General features: G+C 42.6%; 19 protein-coding genes. 13 read left to right on the top strand and 6 right to left on the bottom strand.

Features of this window, described 5'->3' with window-relative positions:
* The first annotated feature begins 43 nt into the window (after positions 1–43).
* A complete protein-coding gene (locus HYR79_03600; GenBank protein MBI1820775.1) occupies positions 44–451 on the top strand; it encodes a YbgC/FadM family acyl-CoA thioesterase in 408 nt (135 codons plus the stop codon).
* Positions 452–455: 4 nt separating this feature from the next.
* Here HYR79_03600 and HYR79_03605 read toward each other — a convergent pair whose 3' ends face one another.
* Positions 456–1322, bottom strand: a complete 867-nt coding sequence (locus HYR79_03605) for an NAD(+)/NADH kinase (GenBank protein MBI1820776.1) — start codon at positions 1320–1322, stop codon at positions 456–458.
* Positions 1323–1628: 306 nt separating this feature from the next.
* On the opposite strand from HYR79_03605, the gene HYR79_03610 reads away from it, so the two are divergent.
* The 6 genes from HYR79_03610 (at position 1629) to HYR79_03635 (ending at position 7363) form a co-directional block, all read left to right on the top strand.
* Positions 1629–2123, top strand: a complete 495-nt coding sequence (locus tag HYR79_03610) for a carboxypeptidase regulatory-like domain-containing protein (protein MBI1820777.1) — start codon at positions 1629–1631, stop codon at positions 2121–2123.
* Between the two features lie 28 nt (positions 2124–2151).
* A complete protein-coding gene (locus tag HYR79_03615; protein ID MBI1820778.1) occupies positions 2152–3981 on the top strand; it encodes an FAD-dependent oxidoreductase in 1830 nt (609 codons plus the stop codon).
* Positions 3974–4528, top strand: coding sequence for a Rieske 2Fe-2S domain-containing protein (locus HYR79_03620; GenBank protein MBI1820779.1), 555 nt, complete (start codon positions 3974–3976; stop codon positions 4526–4528). The genes HYR79_03615 and HYR79_03620 overlap by 8 nt, the downstream gene beginning before the upstream one ends.
* A 33-nt stretch (positions 4529–4561) precedes the next feature.
* Complete coding sequence (locus HYR79_03625) at positions 4562–5332, top strand: cytochrome b N-terminal domain-containing protein (GenBank protein ID MBI1820780.1); 771 nt, start codon at positions 4562–4564, stop codon at positions 5330–5332.
* Positions 5333–5373: 41 nt separating this feature from the next.
* Positions 5374–6201, top strand: coding sequence for a cytochrome B6 (locus HYR79_03630; GenBank protein ID MBI1820781.1), 828 nt, complete (start codon positions 5374–5376; stop codon positions 6199–6201).
* Between the two features lie 205 nt (positions 6202–6406).
* Positions 6407–7363, top strand: a complete 957-nt coding sequence (locus HYR79_03635) for a c-type cytochrome (GenBank protein ID MBI1820782.1) — start codon at positions 6407–6409, stop codon at positions 7361–7363.
* Positions 7364–7405: 42 nt separating this feature from the next.
* Here the strand turns inward: HYR79_03635 and HYR79_03640 are convergent, their stop codons facing one another.
* The 4 genes from HYR79_03640 to rsmD form a co-directional block, all read right to left on the bottom strand.
* On the bottom strand, positions 7406–7735 hold the full coding sequence (locus HYR79_03640; protein MBI1820783.1) for a zinc ribbon domain-containing protein: 330 nt from the start codon (positions 7733–7735) through the stop codon (positions 7406–7408).
* 207 nt (positions 7736–7942) lie between these two features.
* Complete coding sequence (locus tag HYR79_03645) at positions 7943–9136, bottom strand: pyridoxal phosphate-dependent aminotransferase (GenBank protein MBI1820784.1); 1194 nt, start codon at positions 9134–9136, stop codon at positions 7943–7945.
* Complete coding sequence (gene coaD / locus HYR79_03650; GenBank protein MBI1820785.1) at positions 9133–9621, bottom strand: pantetheine-phosphate adenylyltransferase; 489 nt, start codon at positions 9619–9621, stop codon at positions 9133–9135. The genes HYR79_03645 and coaD overlap by 4 nt, the downstream gene beginning before the upstream one ends.
* Before the next feature lie 58 nt (positions 9622–9679).
* Positions 9680–10303: a 16S rRNA (guanine(966)-N(2))-methyltransferase RsmD gene (gene rsmD / locus HYR79_03655; protein MBI1820786.1), complete on the bottom strand. Its 624-nt coding sequence runs from the start codon at positions 10301–10303 to the stop codon at positions 9680–9682.
* A 127-nt stretch (positions 10304–10430) separates the two neighbouring features.
* Between rsmD and HYR79_03660 the strand changes: the two genes are divergently transcribed.
* On the top strand, positions 10431–11069 hold the full coding sequence (locus HYR79_03660; protein MBI1820787.1) for a hypothetical protein: 639 nt from the start codon (positions 10431–10433) through the stop codon (positions 11067–11069).
* Positions 11070–11073: 4 nt separating this feature from the next.
* Here the strand turns inward: HYR79_03660 and HYR79_03665 are convergent, their stop codons facing one another.
* On the bottom strand, positions 11074–11262 hold the full coding sequence (locus tag HYR79_03665) for a hypothetical protein (GenBank protein MBI1820788.1): 189 nt from the start codon (positions 11260–11262) through the stop codon (positions 11074–11076).
* Positions 11263–11465: 203 nt separating this feature from the next.
* Here HYR79_03665 and radC point away from each other — a divergent pair, with 203 nt between their 5' ends.
* The 5 genes from radC (at position 11466) to fabZ (ending at position 17131) form a co-directional block, all read left to right on the top strand.
* Complete coding sequence (gene radC, locus HYR79_03670) at positions 11466–12158, top strand: DNA repair protein RadC (protein MBI1820789.1); 693 nt, start codon at positions 11466–11468, stop codon at positions 12156–12158.
* Between the two features lie 285 nt (positions 12159–12443).
* Complete coding sequence (bamA, locus tag HYR79_03675; protein ID MBI1820790.1) at positions 12444–14741, top strand: outer membrane protein assembly factor BamA; 2298 nt, start codon at positions 12444–12446, stop codon at positions 14739–14741.
* Between the two features lie 128 nt (positions 14742–14869).
* Positions 14870–15403 (top strand): OmpH family outer membrane protein, encoded by a 534-nt coding sequence (locus HYR79_03680; GenBank protein MBI1820791.1) that lies wholly within the window; start codon positions 14870–14872, stop codon positions 15401–15403.
* Positions 15404–15615: 212 nt separating this feature from the next.
* A complete protein-coding gene (gene lpxD, locus HYR79_03685; GenBank protein MBI1820792.1) occupies positions 15616–16650 on the top strand; it encodes a UDP-3-O-(3-hydroxymyristoyl)glucosamine N-acyltransferase in 1035 nt (344 codons plus the stop codon).
* A 40-nt stretch (positions 16651–16690) separates the two neighbouring features.
* Positions 16691–17131, top strand: coding sequence for a 3-hydroxyacyl-ACP dehydratase FabZ (gene fabZ, locus HYR79_03690; protein ID MBI1820793.1), 441 nt, complete (start codon positions 16691–16693; stop codon positions 17129–17131).
* Positions 17132–17136: the final 5 nt, after the last annotated feature.

Consider the following 17136-nt stretch of genomic DNA (forward strand, 5'->3'; position numbering starts at 1 on the left):
TTCTTGGATTCTCTTATTTAACGAACGGAAAAGAAATCAATTTATGGAAATCAGTATCTTTTATGAAGACACAGACTGTGGAGGGGTGGTTTATTACGCCAATTATTTAAAATATTTCGAGCGGGCGAGAACTGAACTTTTAGAGACTTTGCAGCTCCCTCTTTTAAAACTCATGGAGGAGGGGTATGTCTTTACCGTGGTTCAATGTGTCATCTTTTATCGATCTCCGGCGCGGTATCGGGATATTCTTCGAATTGAAACGGAATTAACGGAGGTCACTCGAACCGTTTTAACCTTTACCTATCGTATTTATGAGAAAAAAAGCGGGAGATTGGTGGTCGACGGGTTGACCAAATTGGTTTGTGTGGGATTAAACGGAAAAGTTAAACGACTGCCCCGGGAAACGGTTGACAAACTTGCTTCTGTCCAAACCCGGCCTTCGGAAGGGTAAGGTTTTACCGGTTCTTTCCTTCTCCCCAGTGCAGCTTATTCCGTAAAACATCAAAATAACTCAAACCGGGAGATCGGATGAGCTGGGTTTTCGCTTCACTTTTTTCAATATGAATTTGATCTTCCAGCCTTAATGAAAATCCAACCTGGCCGTCAAACGTAACCATGGCTCCTTCTTCTTTTGATTTGAGGATGATTTCAAGTTTCATTTCGGAGGGGATGACAATAGGACGCTGGGTAAGCGTATGGGGACAGATTGGGGTTAAAATGAGAGCGTCAACAGACGGGTAGAGAATAGGGCCTCCGGCGGAAAGAGAGTAAGCCGTAGAGCCCGTTGGCGAGGAAACGATCAGGCCGTCGCCCCGTAGGGAAGAGAGGAAGTGTCCGTTGGAATAAATTTCGAGTTTAATCATTTTGGCCAGGGCGCCTTTGTTGATGATGACGTCATTAAGAACGTGGGAGTGGGCTATTTTTTTCCCCTGCCGGTCAACGCTGGTTTTTAACATGATCCTCTCATCAACGAGGAATTCATTTTGAAAGATCTTTTCCAGCGTGGGATAAAGGTCTTCCATATTAATTTCAGTTAAAAAGCCCAGACCTCCGAGATTGACCCCAAGAATCGGAACATTATTTCCCTCAATCAACCGGGCGACAGACAAAAGAGTTCCGTCGCCTCCCAGGACAATGACCAGTTCCATTTGCTGAGGAATAAAAGGAATCTTGAAAAAATGCGGCCGGTCTGAAAAGCTTGCGGCCGTTTCGGGGTCCAGGTAAACCTCTTTCTCTTTTTCTTTCAACCAGAGCAGGAGTTCTTCGATAATTTTTTTGACTTCAGAACCAAAAGGTTTCGCGATTATTCCGATTTTTTTCATTTTTCCGATTTCTTGGTTTTTATTTGGTTTTGAACCTGTAAAACATGTTTTTTTAAGTAACTTGCCCGTAAGTGTACCACATCAAACAGGTGAAAAACAAAAAGTTATACAGGATTTAACCTAAGGAAAAGGAACCAAAAAAGAATTTGACATTAAAAAATACCTGTGTTATACCAATAAAACTTTGTTTCATTTTTGAAAAAATCTAAACAATAATGGATTAAATGAAGTTAGAGTCAACTGACCTGCCAGGCCGCTCAAATAAATTAAAAAACGCGCCACTTTTAAAAATTGTTGATTTCTAAAGTGTTTATTTTCCGTTTTGTTATTCAGTTATTTCTTTGTCTGTTTTTTATCGTTTGTTTAAATGTTTTTGGTAAAAACAAGGCCTTTGCCACCCACGAAACGGATCATCGGTTTACGGTTTATGGAACCGTTAAAGATTCCTCCGGCGCTCCTCAACCCAATGTTAAAGTGATGATTTCAGACACCGTGACAGGGGAAGGAAATACGGTTTTTACAGATCAAAAGGGCCATTATGAGGTTTTACTTCATCTCCATAATAATAATTTAGGGGATGAAATCAGAATAATGGCCGGTAAAGAGATTAAAACGATCAAAGCTCTTTTTAATCCGGAGGATAAAAAAACCGAAAGGAAAACGGCGGTTGACGTTGAAATGGTCGAATTCAGGGGAGCGAAGCAGGGTTACGGATGGAGTGTGGCTGCCGGGATTTTATTTGTGATGGGTTTTCTTTTTTTATTAAAAAGGTTATTTCAACAACGAAAAATGTTAAAATAAACATCCATGGTTTGATGGAGGTTTCCCGATGAGTTCCACAAATAATCATCAATATAAGATTGATGTTCCCGGTCTTGAGTATTTTGCGAACGAAGTGGAATGCCGGGCAGCCTGTCCCGTGGGAACTGACGCGGGGGCCTACGTTCAAGCGATCGCCAATCGCGAATATGAAAAAGCCTACGCCATCGCCAGGGGACCGAACCCCTTCGCGTCAATTTGCGGATGGGTCTGCAATGCGCCCTGTGAAACTGCTTGTAATAAGGGAAATGTCGACCGTCCAATTGCCATTCGCGCCCTAAAACGCTTCGTTACAGAAAAATACGGGGTCGAAACTTTGAAAGATCCTTCAGGAACCCTGAAATACTCGACGGCTTCCGGCCGGCCTTATGGAATCAATACCGGTGAAAAGGTTGCGATCATCGGTTCTGGAGCAGGAGGATTGACCGCCGCCCATGATCTTGCCCGTTTAGGGTACCGGGTGACGATATTTGAAGCGCAGCCTTTTCTCGGGGGAATGTTTTTCCTGGTCCCCGAATATCGTCTGCCGCGTCCCCTGATCAGAGCCGAAATAGATGCGATCATGAGCATGGGGATCGAAGCCAGGTTGAAGACCAGGGTCGGAAAAGATATTTCCTTTGAGGAAATTCAAAAGGAATTTAAATCTGTTGTCGTTGCCGTGGGATGCTGGCTTCCTCGCACCCTCAATATTGAGGGACATACGCTTCCAGGGTTTATGGAGGGTTTGAATTTTCTACAAAAAGTTTATCTGGAACATGAAAAAGTCGATCTTGGGAAAAAAGTGATCGTCATCGGCGGTGGAAACGTCGCAATGGATGTCTGCCGAACCGCTGTTCGGCTTTGTCCGGAAGTTCATGTGGTTTGCCTGGAATCATGGGATGAAATGCCGGCCGATCCGATGGAAATTGAAGACGCTGTGGATGAAGGCGTTATTTTCCATCCTGGAAACGGTCCAAAACGGGCTGTCGGTCAGAATGGAAAAGTGACCGGGCTGGAGTGTACGAAAGTAAAATCTCTTTTCGATGAACAGCGGAGATTTAGTCCGAAGTTTCATGACGGGAGTGAATGGATTCTGGAGGCGGATACGATTATTGCGTCGATCGGTCAGGCCTCGGATATTACGTTTTTAAATCAATCCCCCGGAATAAAGATCGGAAGAGGCGGGACCATTTCCGTCAATTCCGATATGTCTACGAATGTGCCCGGGGTTTTTGCGGTCGGGGACGTTGTCACAGGACCGAGAATTTTTATCGAGGCGATTGCCGGAGGACAAAAAGCGGCAAAGGCGGTCCATTCTTATCTGACCGGAAAAAACATCGAGATTTTGAATAAAGGGGTCTCTACGTTAATCGGCGATGGCGTGAGAGATCACGAAATGCCGGCGGATTGGACAAAAATCCCCAGACAAAACCCCGCTCTCTTGCTCCCTTCCCAACGAGCCTCCAATTTTGAACTGGCTGAATTATCGTTTCACGAAAAAACCGCAGTGAATGAAGGCACCCGTTGTCTAAAATGTCATATTAACCCGATTTTTAACGGAGACCTCTGTATTTTATGCGGAGGATGTGTTGATATTTGCCCCGAGTTTGCTTTGAAAATGATTCCCCTGGAGCAAATGGAGCAGACCCCGGCTATCCATAAAGCCATCGAAAATTATTATGAAATTTCTTTAGACTCGACTGATGGGCAGCCGGATGTCAAATTAAAAAAGTTGGGAACAGCCATGATATGGGATGGGAATGTCTGTATCCGTTGCGGTTATTGTGCGAAACGGTGTCCAACCCGGGCCATTACAATGGAACATCTTGAATATACCCAGGAGGTAAAAGTCCATGAGTAGCGAAGATAAAAATAAGCCAAACAAGTCCAGCGAAATGAGCCGCAGAAAATTTTTTAACTTGATTGGTTGGGGCGGCCTTTTGGCATCGGTCGGGGGTTCGGCTGTTGGCACCTATAAATTCATGTTTCCAACCGTTTTGTATGAACCTCCCACTGTTTTTAAAATTGGGAAGGCCGCTGATTTTGGAATGGGCGTTGACGAACGCCTTAAAAAAGAACGTCAAATCTGGGTCGTAAAAAACGACCGGGGTTTATATGTCCTGATTGCGATTTGCAGACATTTGGGCTGTACGCCGAACTGGTTTCCTGACCAGCAGCGTTTCAGATGTCCGTGTCACGGGAGTATTTACGATATCTACGGGAATGTAAGGGGAGGTCCTGCTCCAAGAACCCTCTGGAGAGCGGCGGTTTCGATCGATGCTGCCGACAACCAGATTTCTGTAAATTTTCTGAACCGTCAGGATCCTGATCCGGAATCGACTGCAGAAGGGTTGACGGTTGAGGAACCCCCACGCGAAACAGCACCCTATTTTGTTAAGAGCGCTTAATTAAAAAACCAGCTTTGCGGGAGAAGAAAAAGAATGGCCGACTGGATGGAAAACTTAAAAAACAAGATTGTCGAAACCCAGGTATGGAAATCCATTTTTCGCCATGGATACCCGGATACGGATACCAATCGCGCACTGGTGATGTTTTCCAATGTGTTGTTGCATCTACATCCTGTAAAGGTGAGAAAGAGCGCGCTTCGGATTCGATATACCTGGTGCCTGGGCGGACTAACCTTTTTCATGTTTATCCTCCTGACCATTACAGGCGTTTTCTTAATGTTTTATTATGTTCCGGACACCCGAAGCGCCTACCAGAACATTAAAGATTTACAGTATGCCATTTATTTCGGCAATCTCATGCGTGACCTCCATCGCTGGGGCGCTCATGCCATGGTCTTTTTGGTCTGGCTTCACATGACACGCGTCTTTTTAACGAGTTCTTACAAACCCCCAAGAGAGTTTAACTGGGTGGTTGGTGTTTTACTCCTGGTGCTAACGTTGTTATTAAGCTGGACAGGATATTTGCTGCCATGGGATCAATTAGCCCTTTGGGCGGTGACGGTGGGTTCAAAAATGGCCGAGGCCAGCCCTCTGATCGGATATTCCGGCCCATTTGGAAGAGAAATGGGGATGCGAGTCGATAACGATATCCGGTTTATGTTATTGGGAGGAACTGTCGTCGGCCAGAGCACTCTGTTAAGATTTTATGTTCTTCACTGTGTCGGCCTCCCGTTACTGGCGACCGTATTTCTGGCCGTTCATTTCTGGAGAATCAGAAAAGACGGGTTTTCGGGACCGCTATAAATTAATATTAATTTTTATCCCTTAAAAATCGAGGCATCGCAATGGCAATAGAGATCAAACATGAAATCTTTCCTAAAGATCCGAAAAAAAGTTACGGATTGGTCGAACTCGTAAAAGGAACGTCGCCTATTACGGAAAAAGAGCCTGAGACCACCGTGTTTTCCTGGCCGAATCTGCTTTTTATTGAACTGATTGCGATCTTGCTCTCCACCGCTATCCTCATTGTGCTGACGATGATTTCCGGGGCGCCGCTTGAAGAAATGGCGAGTCCGGATACAACGCCTAATCCGATGAAGGCCCCATGGTATTTTTTAGGGCTGCAGGAACTTCTGGTCTTCTTTGATCCGTGGCTGGCAGGAGTTGTGTTGCCGAGTTTTATTATCGTGGGGATGATTCTTCTTCCGTATATCGATGTGAATCCGAAAGGGGTGGGTCAATATAACTACTCTGACAGAAAGTTTGCCATTTGGACTTTTTCCTTTGGTTTGGCGTTGTGGTACATCATGATCGTCGTAGGCGTTTATTTTAGAGGTTTGGATTGGCAATGGTATTGGCCGTGGGATAACTGGGAACTTCATAAACCTCCTTCCGGCGTGAGCTTAATCGACTATTCAGTCATCTTGACTTCGTGGGGAATCAGTAAATCTGCCGCCCAACTGATCGCTTATGCGACCGTTTTGGGGTATTTTGTCGTCGGGATGACCATTCCTTTTATATTTTTCAGAAATTTTTTTAAATCCCTGGGTTTTGCCCGTTATAATATTACAATGATGCTTTTTTTGCTGATGATGGGCGTTCCGATTAAGATTATACTCCGTCTGGTTTTTAATATTAAATATTTGCTGGTTACTCCGTTTTTTAAAATATAAAATAAAACACAGCTTCGCTGTGAAAGCGAACATATGGTTTTAATCATTTCTCCGATGGGCCCCTGAATATAATAGGAGGGAAATTATGCAACGCTTCTGGATTGGAATGTTTTTATTGGTGGGAACTATTTTAATCACCCTTCTTTTTGTTGGAATTCAAATCTGGCAGGAAAGAACCTTTAAAAAAAAGGGAGACCAGTAAATCATGTATCGAAATACCATTCTTTTTGCGGGCTTAAGTTTGCTGATTTTTGTTTTACTTGGATTTGCGACTTATAAAGAAGAACATCCTGAATGGAAAAAATATCAGCAGGAGTACAACGTGCTTTTAGCGGAAAAAGCCGGAGATCCGAAACTTGCCAATCTTCCTCTGACCATAAAGCAGAACTGGAATAACGTGCTCAACCGGATAGACCGATGTACGAGCTGTCACATGGGGATTTCAAACGCCAAGTTTTTTGCGGACGCCAAACAACCTTTTAAATCTCATCCCTTTTTAAATGAAGGGGAGTTTATGAGAAAGCATCCTTTTGAGAAATTTGGATGCACGATCTGCCACCAGGGGGATCCGCAGGGCAATTCAGTCGAAAAAACCCATGGGTTTGTTGAACATGTCGATCGACAGCTTTTAACAGGTATTTTTGTTTATTCGTCGTGCACTAAATGTCATATCAATGTTTACAGCGCCGACGTAAACTTTAAAGAAGCTCCTGTTTTAATGCAGGCGAAAGCCCTGGTGATGGCGAAAGGATGCGGGGCATGCCATACCATTAAACAGATGGGTTTCTCAGGAATTTTGGCTCCTGAACTTTCTGCTTTTGGGACGAGAACGGAACTTTCTTTTCACCTGGTTCATGACTTTTCGCATGTTGAAAATCCGGTTAAATCGATTAAAAACTGGGAGTGGGAGCATTTTAAAGATCCCCAAAAAGTTACCCCCGGAAATCCTCAAGCTACTCCGCCTCAACCGCCAACCATTATGCCGAACTTTCATTTGACGGATGACGAGGCGACGGCGCTTACGGTTTTTGTGATGAGTTTTAAGGACAAAAAGGTGGAGAATATCCCGCTTGATTATCTTCCTCCCCCTTATCCTGCAACCCCGCCGCCGGCCCAGGCGGTTAAAGAAGCGCCTCCAAAGAAGGCCTCAAAGAAATCCTGACGGACATAAAAAGGGAAACAAAAATTGTTTCCCTTTTTATGTTTATTTTTTACTTTCCCCCGGTTTTGTTGCCGGGACAGGGGGTGCAGCTTTTGCAGAAGTTTCTTTCGGGCTTTCTGATTTTTCTAAAGATTTGCTTTCTTTACCGTCCCCCCCGGGCTTCTTTTTTTCGCCATCCGATTTATTTTTTAATTTATCTGAATAGTCAGTAACATACCATCCTGAGCCTTTGAAACTGATTCCAGAAGAAGAAATGAGCTTTTTTACGCTTCCTTTGCAGAGAGGGCACTCGTTGACAGGAAGGTCACTGAATTTCTGAATCAACTCGAATTGGTGTTTGCAGCTTTCGCATTCATATTCATAAATAGGCACTTTTCTTTCATTCTCCTTTATTTATTTTCATTTTCCCACTCAACAGTTCAACCCAAGAACAGCGATAGAAAGTTGTCATTGCGAGCGAAGCAATCTCGCCATCGTGAACCGAGATCGCCACGCACCCTGCGGGCGCTCGCGATGACAGGCAAAACAAGGAGTTACAAATCCTATCGCTGTTCTTGGGTTCAACGTTCCACAACGCAACTACTTTAACTTTAATAGCGCATTTTCGATCTGGTCAAGACCCGTCGTAATCTTATCCATTCCCGTCGCATAAGATAATCTAATGTAATGATCATTACCAAAAGGCTCGCCGGCCACTACGGCGACATGAGCTTCCTCCAGGAGATAATTGGCCATATCCATTGAATTTTGAATCAATCCCATGGGCCCCCTTTTTCCATAATAAAAAGAAATGTTTGGAAAAGCATAAAAGGCTCCCGGGGGTAAGAAACATTTAATTCCAGGAATTTTATTCAAGCGACCGACCATGTACCTTCTTCTTTTATCGAATTCAACGACCATTTGACGGGTAAACGGGTCTCCTTTTTCAAGAGCGACGATAGCGGCCTTTTGAGAAATCGAAGTTGGATTCGACGTGCTTTGACTTTGAATCACTTCCATCGCTTTTATAATTTCCGGCGGTCCCAATGTATAGCCGATCCGCCAGCCGGTCATCGCATAGGCCTTTGATACGCCATTGACGGTCAAGGTCTGGTTTTTTAACTCGGGGGCAAGAGAAGCGATAGTGACATGTTGATATTGGTCATAAACAATTTTTTCATAAATTTCGTCGTAAATCACGATTAGCTTGAACTTTAAAATAATTTCAGCAATGGATTCAAGATTTTTTCTCGGATAAGCGGCGCCGGTTGGATTAGAAGGGGAGTTTAGGATAAGGGCTTTCGTCTTTGACGTAACTAATTTTTCCAATTCCCTGGGGTCCAGCAGAAAACCCTCTTCTTCCCGGGTAGGAAGAATCACCGGCGTCCCTTCGTTGATCAGGACCTGATCGGGGTAAGAGACCCAAAACGGCGAGGGGATAATAACCTCGTCCCCTTTTTCAAATAACGCCTGGGCAATATTGTAAAGCGAATGTTTTGCTCCGCACGAAATAATCACTTCATTTTTTTCATATGAAATGTTTTTTTCTTCTAATGTTTTTTTAAGGATAGCCGTTTTTAAGGACTCGATTCCCGCCGGAGGCGTATATTTTGTGAACCCGCTTTCGATCGCTTCAATGGCTCCTTTCTTAATAACGTCTGGCGTATCAAAATCCGGCTCACCGACGCCAAAATCGATAATCGGAATCCCTTTCGCCGTAAGGGTTTTGGCTTTTACCGTCATCGCAAGAGTTGCGGAAGGTTTAATCGAAGAAACACGCTTTGCCAGCCTCATATTTTTTTCTTTCTCATATTTTTTTGAAGGTACTTCCAGACAACGGGAGGTACTAATTCTCTGACATCGCCGCCGTAACCCGCGACCCCTTTTATAATGCTGGATGTCAAATACGAATATTCTTCACTGGGCATTAAAAAGACCGTTTCAATATGAGCATCGAGTTTGCGGTTCATTAACGCCATTTGGAGCTCGTATTCAAAGTCTGACACGGCGCGAAGCCCTCTGATCACAGCGACTGCTTTTTTTTCACGAACATAATCAATCAACAAGCCGTCAAAAACTTCCACCTCGACTCTTGGAATATCCGCGACCGACGTTTTGATCATTTCAAGACGGTCTTCGACGTTAAAAAGGGGATGCTTATGCGGGCTGGGAGCGATGGCAACAATCACTTCTTCAAATAAGGCCAAACTTCTTTTGATTAAATCAATATGTCCGTTGGTGACGGGATCGAAGGTTCCCGGGTAGACGCCTCTTTTCATCATTTTCCTTGTCTGAACGTTGATAAGGGGTCATTTGCAATGCTCAGTAAAGTTGAAATTATCTATATTGGTAGACGGACAAAATCGTATCACCGTACGGGTAGCGTTTCATCTGAGAAAAATGGCCATAGTCATCTTTAAGAGAGATTTTTTTAAAATGTTCGACGACCATGATACCGCTTTTCTGAATCATATCACTCTCTCCCAGGACAGGCAATAATTTTTCCAAAAGACCCGCTAAATAGGGGGGATCAAGAAAAACGATATCAAATAAAACGTCTTTTTTATATTCAGGGGCCTGCTCGCTTCGCTCCCAATGCCCCCGAACCCCGCGTTCCGCACTGGCAGAGCCAGGTGCTTCACTTATTTTATATTTGAAAACATCCAGGCAGAGGAGAGTCGATTTGTGAGTGAACTGAAAAAGGTCGATATTTTTTTTTAAAAGTTTGAAATGATCTTTGTTTTTTTCGACGAAGGTAGAGTGATCTGCGCCCCGGCTAAGGGCTTCGATTCCTATGGCTCCTGTTCCCGCAAAGAGGTCCAGGAAATTGGAGTGAATAATTTTGTCTCCAAGAATGTTAAATAAAGCCTGTCTAACTTTGGCGCCCGTTGGGCGTAAATCGTGACCACCCAACACGGAAAGATGTTTTCCCTTTTCTAATCCGCCGGATATCTTAATCATTTAAGTCCAGAAATTTACTGTTAACCTTGATTGTAACATATCTTCTTGTTTATTTTGACATTCTTCGATAAAGAAAATATAATTTAAAAAATACCTTTTTAATTTACAGGCAGAGGCAACATAAAAAATGGACATGATAGGTCAAAAAACTAAATCCAGGGCGGCTGCGGCGGTTGTTTCTTTAATTCTTTTTAACGGAATATTTTTACAGGCCTGTTCCACCTCAGCTCCTTTTCTTGTTCCAGAAAAAGAGAGCGGCCAAAAGGAAAAGGAATTAGGAAGCGACAGAGTGGATATTCAAATTAGGCCGATAGACACCTCGGGATTTAAATCAAAAGATCTTGATTTTTATCATTTTGATTTTTCACAATTTTTCACGGCTATTGAAATCCGGGTTCACAATAGCACCCAAAATCCAGTTCAATGGGATCCTTTTCAATCGATTTTAAAAAATGGTGAGGAAAAAGAGTTTCAGACTTTCAATGAAGATGGGGCAATTGATTATTATAAACGTGGAGAGTTGCCGGGCGATTCAATCGTATTGCTGCAAAAGCCGTATGAGCAGCAAAAAGAGGATATAGAAAATATTAAACGGTTTATCGTGAAGCCTGCGTCGGTTCCTCCCGGACAGGAAGCTGAAGGCTTGCTTTTATTCAGGAAGGTTTCGCTGAATCACTGTGAAAATGTTTTACTTGTCGTTGCCGGAATTCAGACCAACCATCAGGAAAGAAAGGTAAGTTTTCCTTTAAAATGTCCTAAAGAATAAAGCCTTATTCCTCTTCCTTTGATGGCCCGACTGAGGCGAGCTCATTAATAAAAATATTGCTTTTTTTCCTGTTATTTAAGATGGTGCGATCCATAATGGCTCCGCAGTTGACGCATTTCCATGCATAAAAGGTGAGAAAAAAATCGGATAATCTCTCTAAAAACATTAACCCTTCACATTTTGGACATTTCATGGAAGTCTCCTTAACTCGTTTAGGTTGATTAAAGACCTACTCGTTCTTGTGTGACAATATATGCAACAAATATACCGTTTTTTGTCAATATTCGTAACCTATTGAAAAAATAAGATTTATATAAAATAAAGATAGATTTAAAGAGTATAAATTGCCCAATTCTGTCATATTTTGTCCAAAACTTGTCGGTGCGAGAAGAATAAATGGAAAAATCAGGGATACCGTCCTGGCCGGAATTAGAGAGACCCCGCGAAAGGTTAATTGATCAGGGAGCAGAGGTTTTGTCTGATGCCCAGCTATTAGCAATCATGATTCGAATGGGGAAAAAAGGTCAAACCGCAATGGATATTGCGTTTAGACTGCTTGAACATTTTAATGGCTTAAAAGGTGTCGCCGGCGCGACGGTAGTGGAGCTGTGTCAGATTGGTGGAATCGGTCCGTCGAAGGCGGCACAAATCCTTGGAGCGATTGAAATCGGTAAAAGAGTCGTTTCAAATAAAAGATCAATGAAGGGAAAGTTTTTATCGAGTAAAGAAATTTACTCCTATTTTTTTCCTGAATACTCTTCCTTGAAAGTGGAGATTTTTAAAGTCGTTTTGTTAAATACAAAAAACCAACTCATTCACGGGGTTGAAATTTCAAAAGGGAGTTTGAATCAAACGATTGTGCATCCGCGAGAGGTTTTTAATAAAGCCATTAAGAATTCCGCCGCGTCTCTTATTTTAATCCATAATCATCCCAGCGGGGACCCGGCTCCAAGCCAGGAGGATATTGCGTTGACCCAAACCCTTGTAAAATCGGGTCAGTTATTGGGAATTCCTGTCCTGGACCATATCATCATCGGAAATGGAGATTACTATAGTTTTGCCGACAACCAAGCTCTGATTGAAAAATAGGAATCGGTTTGACGAATACCGTGCGGCCGCCCAAGACCAGCGATAGAAAGTTGTCATTGCGAGCGAAGCGAAGCAATCTCGCCATCGTGAACCGAGATCGCCACGCACCCTGCGGGCGCTCGCGATGACAGGCAAAACAAGGAGTTACAAATCCTATCGCTATATGTTCCTGGGGGCCGGAATTTTATTTACATTTTTTATAAAAAAATGGTAGGATATTTCGTTTATTACAATGACTAACGGAAAATTCACTCTTTATTTTAATAACGGCTGGAGTTGTCATTTTTGGAAAAAACAAAATGGATTGGAATTTTCTTGTTTGGAATGATTTTCTTCTTAAACGGACACGTTCTGTTGGCTGTGGAGAAGGAAAACAGCCAGGAAACCCTCCCGCAAATTCACATAAAGGGAATTGAAATTAAGGGAAATAAAAAGATTGAGTCCTCGACCATTCGTGGAAAATTAGATATTAACGAGGGAGATAAATATTCACCTGAGAAGATCAGAAATGAAATTAAAAACCTGTATCGCCTCGGGTTTTTCGAAGATATCAAGTTTGAAACGGAGGGTTTTGAAGGAGGAATAAAACTTTTTATTATCGTCTCGGAAAAGCCGATCTTGAAAGATGTCTCTTATATCGGAAATGAGAAGATAAAAAAGGAGACTTTAAAAGAAAAAGTTTACATCAAAAAAGATACTTTTATCGATCTTGCTCAAATTAAATCCTATCAGGAGAAGCTGATTCAATATTATAAAGGTGAAGGTTACTATAACGTTGAAATCGTTCCGGTCATTGAAAAACTTGAAAATAATCAGACCAGCCTTGTTTTCTCAATTAAGGAGGGGACCAAAACTAAAATCAAGTCAGTTCAATTTGAGGGAAACCATGTTTTTAATGATAAAAAACTGAAAAGCATCATTGAATCGAAAGAATTTTTTTGGCTGACCTCATGGCTGACCGATCGGGGAGTTTATAAAGCGGAGGAAGCCCAAAACGATTCAGAAAGGATTAAAGAACTTTATCTGAATAACGGATATCTCACCGTTCAGGCCGGAGCGCCGGAGTTGACGTTAACCCCGGATAAAAAATGGTTTAATTTAAAATTTATTATTTCTGAAGGTCCCCAATTTTCGATTCGAAAAATCAACTTCTCGGGAAATACGCTTTTTCCCTCGGAAGAATTATTAAAAAAAATAAATACCCGTGAGGGAGAAATTTTCAAAAGAGATGTCCTGCGCCAGGATATCAATACCTTAACCGATTTATATGGAGAGCGGGGGTATGCGTTTCTTAATATCACTCCTCAATTTGTGACAGATAACGCCTCAAAAACGGTAGAGTTGACGCTCGAAATTTCTGAAGGGAATCTGACGTATATCCGGAAAATTAACATCTCAGGAAATGAAAAAACGAGGGATAAAGTTATTCGAAGGGAAATCCGCCTGGATGAACAGGGCCTTTTTAATACTAAATCTCTCAAAAGAAGTTATGAACGGATCAGAAATCTTAATTTTTATGAGAACATCGAAATTTCACCGGAACGGGTGAGTGAAAACCTAATGGATCTCAATGTCAAAGTGAAAGAAAAGTCGACAGGACAAATTAGTTTGGGGGGAGGATATAGTTCGGTAGACCATCTAATCGGAATGTTTGAAATTAACGAGGGAAATTTTCTGGGCAGAGGATATTTATTGAAAACAAAGGCTCAATTAGGTGGCCGAAGCACCATTTATGATATTACTTTTAGAGATCCTTACATTAATGATCTGCCCATTTCAGGTTCCATTAATTTATTCAGGGTGGAACAAAATTTTGTCTCCTACAAAGAAAGAAAGGTCGGGGGAAATCTTGTTCTGGGAAAATCGTTTGGCGAATATACAAGCGGAAGTTTAAGCTATACACTTCAATATGTTGATTTTTTTGACGTTTTAACCACATCCTCTCAACGGATTCAAGATATTTCCACTTCAGGGCAAACGGTGACCAGCAGTCTCGGTCTGGGTATTGCGCGAGATACCCGGGATTTTATTTTCGATCCTTCAAAAGGGAGCAGGAATTCACTCTCATTGACTTTTGCCGGCCCTGAACTGGGGGGAAACACGCAATTTTATAAAGTGGTTCTTGATAGCAGCCGGTATTTTCCCTTAATCTGGAATACCGTGTTTTCCCTTCATGGCGAGACCGGTTATATCCACGAGATTAAGGGCAGTGCCACTTTATTTGAGGGATTTATTGTCGGTGGATTGAATACGCTCCGAGGGTTTGATTATGGAAAAGCGGGTCCCGTCGGACCGGCGGGAGAAATTATTCCAGCGTCAAAATTGCTGCTCTTTAATGCCGAACTGATGTTCCCATTGGTTACGGAGGCTAAAATTAAAGGGGTCTTCTTTTTTGACGGGGGAAGAGGTTTTGACCTCGGAGAAGTCGTGAGTGTGGATAAGCTGAGATATGGGGCTGGTTTTGGTATTCGCTGGGTCATTCCACAACTTGGTCCGATTCGGTTTGAATGGAGCCGGAATTTGTTTCCCCGCGAAACAGAAGAGAGCTCGCGATTTGACTTTAGTATCGGATCGGTATTTTAAGAGGACGACAATAATATAAATGATAAGTGAAGCAACCGGTTTAGTGGGTGCAAAACATAGGATTTGGGATATAAAATTATAGCTTCGCTGCGGGAACGCTCGCGAGCAAGCTTTGTGGGAGGTTTTTCATGAAATACGGGGTTATGTTTTTAATGTTAATTGCCGGAATAGGATTTGGCATTCAGGAAACATTCGCGGCGGACTCGTTAAAAGTTGGATATATCAATGCGATTAAGATTTTTGATTCGACAAAAACGGGAAAGAAATCAAAAGCGATTTTAGAGGATTATATTAAAAGCCGTCAAAAAATCGTTGATCTGGAAGAAGATGAAATTAAAAAGCTTGAGGAAGAATTGAGCCGGCAGGGATCGGTTTTAAGCAATGACGCCAAAAAAGAAAAAGAGGCTCTTTTTCAAAAAAAATTAGCTCAATATCAAAAAAAAGCAATGGATTTAAATAAAGAAATCCAGGAGAAAAAATCGGAAGTCCTTCACGAGTTTAATAAAAATCTTGAAGATATCGTCAAAAAGATCGCTGAAAAAGAGGGCTATCAGGTGGTCCTGGATAAAAACCCCGATATTGGCACTGTCGTTTATATGGCCAGTTCAATGGATATCAGCGATAAAGTCATTGAGGAAATGGACAAACTCAATAGCAAATAAATATTAATCTCAAGCCTATCGTTCGAATATCGAGGCAATTAAAACAAAAACATTAGCTTCGCTGCGGAATCGCTCGCGAGCAAGCTTTGTGGCTCCAGGCTCCGAAATTTACCACTTATCTTAACAGACACTATGGAAGGGTAAACAAGTTTCGAAGAGGTCTCTGAAGAGGAACACATCCTCAATATTCTTTAGCCAAACAGTGTTAAATAATGTATACCCTCGAACAGCTTGCACAACACGTAAACGGAAAGGTTCTTGGAAACCCTGAACAGACCATTCGCGGATTTGCCTCGGCAGATGAAGCCGGAGAGGGGGAAATCACGTTTCTGGCATTTCCAAAATATCTTCCCGCCGTTCTTTCGACAAAAGCAAGCTGTGTGATTGTTTCCAAACCTTATGAAGAGATCAAGAAAAATCAACTTCAGGTTTCCAATCCCTATTTTGCATTTATACAAATCATTCAGTTATTTCAGAAGAAATTTTTGCCTCCGCCCGGGATCAGTTCAAAGGCCGAAATTTTAAAAAATGTCAAGATCGGAGAAAACCCCTCGATCGCGTCTTTTGTTTTTATCGATGAAGATGTCATGATCGGAGCCCGGGTCGTCTTATTTCCGGGGGTTTATATTGGTAAAGGGACCTCGATTGGAGACGATGCGTTAATTTATTCAAATGTTTCCATCCGCGACAGGAGTAAAATCGGGCATAGGGTGACCATTCATAGCGGGGCTGTCATTGGAAGCGATGGATTTGGATTTGTAACCGTCGAGGGAGTCCATCATAAAATTCCCCAGGTCGGAATCGCTGTCATCGAAGACGACGTGGAAATTGGAGCGAATGTAACGATCGATCGTGCGGCTCTGGGTGAAACCCGGATTAAAAAGGGTACAAAAATGGATGATCAGGTCCATGTCGGACACAATGTCATCATCGGAGAAAATGGTCTTTTTGCCGCGCAAACCGGAATATCGGGGAGTGTCAAAATCGGAGATTATGCGGTTACGGGCGGGCAAACCGGTTTTTCAGGACATGTTCGGGTTGGAAATCATGTCAAGATGGCGGGGAAATCTGGAATTACCCATGATATCGAGGACCACCAAACCGTCGCGGGATTTCCGGCCATTCCCCACGTTCAGTGGAAAAGATCCGTGATTCTTTTTAACCACCTTTCAAATTTGCAAAAGCAGATTCAAACACTCAAAGAACAGATTGAGGCTTTAGAACAAAAGATACAGAAACTTGATTAGGATTTCATTTAAATTTTCAGTAGATTAAGCCGGGAGGGTCATGTTAAGTCAATCCGAGATTCAAAAAATTCTTCCCCATCGATATCCTTTTTTATTAGTCGATCGGATCGTGGAAATGGAAATCGGGAAAAAAATCGTTGGTTTGAAAAATGTGACGATCAATGAGCCCTTTTTTCAGGGACATTTTCCAGGATTTCCCATCATGCCGGGTGTTTTAATTATTGAGGCCCTTGCCCAGGTTGGAGGTGTTCTTGCCTTTAAGTCGGCCGAAAATGTCGAGGGAAGCCTCGTTTATTTTCTGAGTATTGACAAGGCAAAATTTCGAAAACCGGTTGTTCCCGGGGACCAGATCCTTCTTCAGGTGGAAGTCCTTCAGAGCCGCCCTCCTTATTGGAGATTGACGGGAAAAGCCTTTGTCAAGGAAGAGCTGGTGTGTGAAGCCGAATTAAAAGCGATGATTTCGAAAGAAAAAGGAGCGTGAAAAAC

The sequence above is a fragment of the Nitrospirota bacterium genome (assembly GCA_016178585.1).
GTDB lineage: Bacteria > Nitrospirota > Nitrospiria > JACQBW01 > JACQBW01 > JACOTA01.

Excerpts from the sequence above, each read along its gene's own strand:
- HYR79_03600 (MBI1820775.1), top strand. The coding sequence starts at position 44 with ATGGAAATCAGTATCTTTTATGAAGACACAGACTGTGGAGGGGTGGTT.
- HYR79_03605 (MBI1820776.1), bottom strand. The coding sequence starts at position 1,322 with ATGAAAAAAATCGGAATAATCGCGAAACCTTTTGGTTCTGAAGTCAAA.
- HYR79_03615 (MBI1820778.1), top strand. The coding sequence starts at position 2,152 with ATGAGTTCCACAAATAATCATCAATATAAGATTGATGTTCCCGGTCTT.
- HYR79_03620 (MBI1820779.1), top strand. The coding sequence starts at position 3,974 with ATGAGTAGCGAAGATAAAAATAAGCCAAACAAGTCCAGCGAAATGAGC.
- HYR79_03625 (MBI1820780.1), top strand. The coding sequence starts at position 4,562 with ATGGCCGACTGGATGGAAAACTTAAAAAACAAGATTGTCGAAACCCAG.
- HYR79_03630 (MBI1820781.1), top strand. The coding sequence starts at position 5,374 with ATGGCAATAGAGATCAAACATGAAATCTTTCCTAAAGATCCGAAAAAA.
- HYR79_03635 (MBI1820782.1), top strand. The coding sequence starts at position 6,407 with ATGTATCGAAATACCATTCTTTTTGCGGGCTTAAGTTTGCTGATTTTT.
- HYR79_03645 (MBI1820784.1), bottom strand. The coding sequence starts at position 9,136 with ATGAGGCTGGCAAAGCGTGTTTCTTCGATTAAACCTTCCGCAACTCTT.
- coaD (MBI1820785.1), bottom strand. The coding sequence starts at position 9,621 with ATGAAAAGAGGCGTCTACCCGGGAACCTTCGATCCCGTCACCAACGGA.
- rsmD (MBI1820786.1), bottom strand. The coding sequence starts at position 10,303 with ATGATTAAGATATCCGGCGGATTAGAAAAGGGAAAACATCTTTCCGTG.
- HYR79_03660 (MBI1820787.1), top strand. The coding sequence starts at position 10,431 with ATGGACATGATAGGTCAAAAAACTAAATCCAGGGCGGCTGCGGCGGTT.
- HYR79_03665 (MBI1820788.1), bottom strand. The coding sequence starts at position 11,262 with ATGAAATGTCCAAAATGTGAAGGGTTAATGTTTTTAGAGAGATTATCC.
- radC (MBI1820789.1), top strand. The coding sequence starts at position 11,466 with ATGGAAAAATCAGGGATACCGTCCTGGCCGGAATTAGAGAGACCCCGC.
- HYR79_03680 (MBI1820791.1), top strand. The coding sequence starts at position 14,870 with ATGAAATACGGGGTTATGTTTTTAATGTTAATTGCCGGAATAGGATTT.
- lpxD (MBI1820792.1), top strand. The coding sequence starts at position 15,616 with ATGTATACCCTCGAACAGCTTGCACAACACGTAAACGGAAAGGTTCTT.
- fabZ (MBI1820793.1), top strand. The coding sequence starts at position 16,691 with ATGTTAAGTCAATCCGAGATTCAAAAAATTCTTCCCCATCGATATCCT.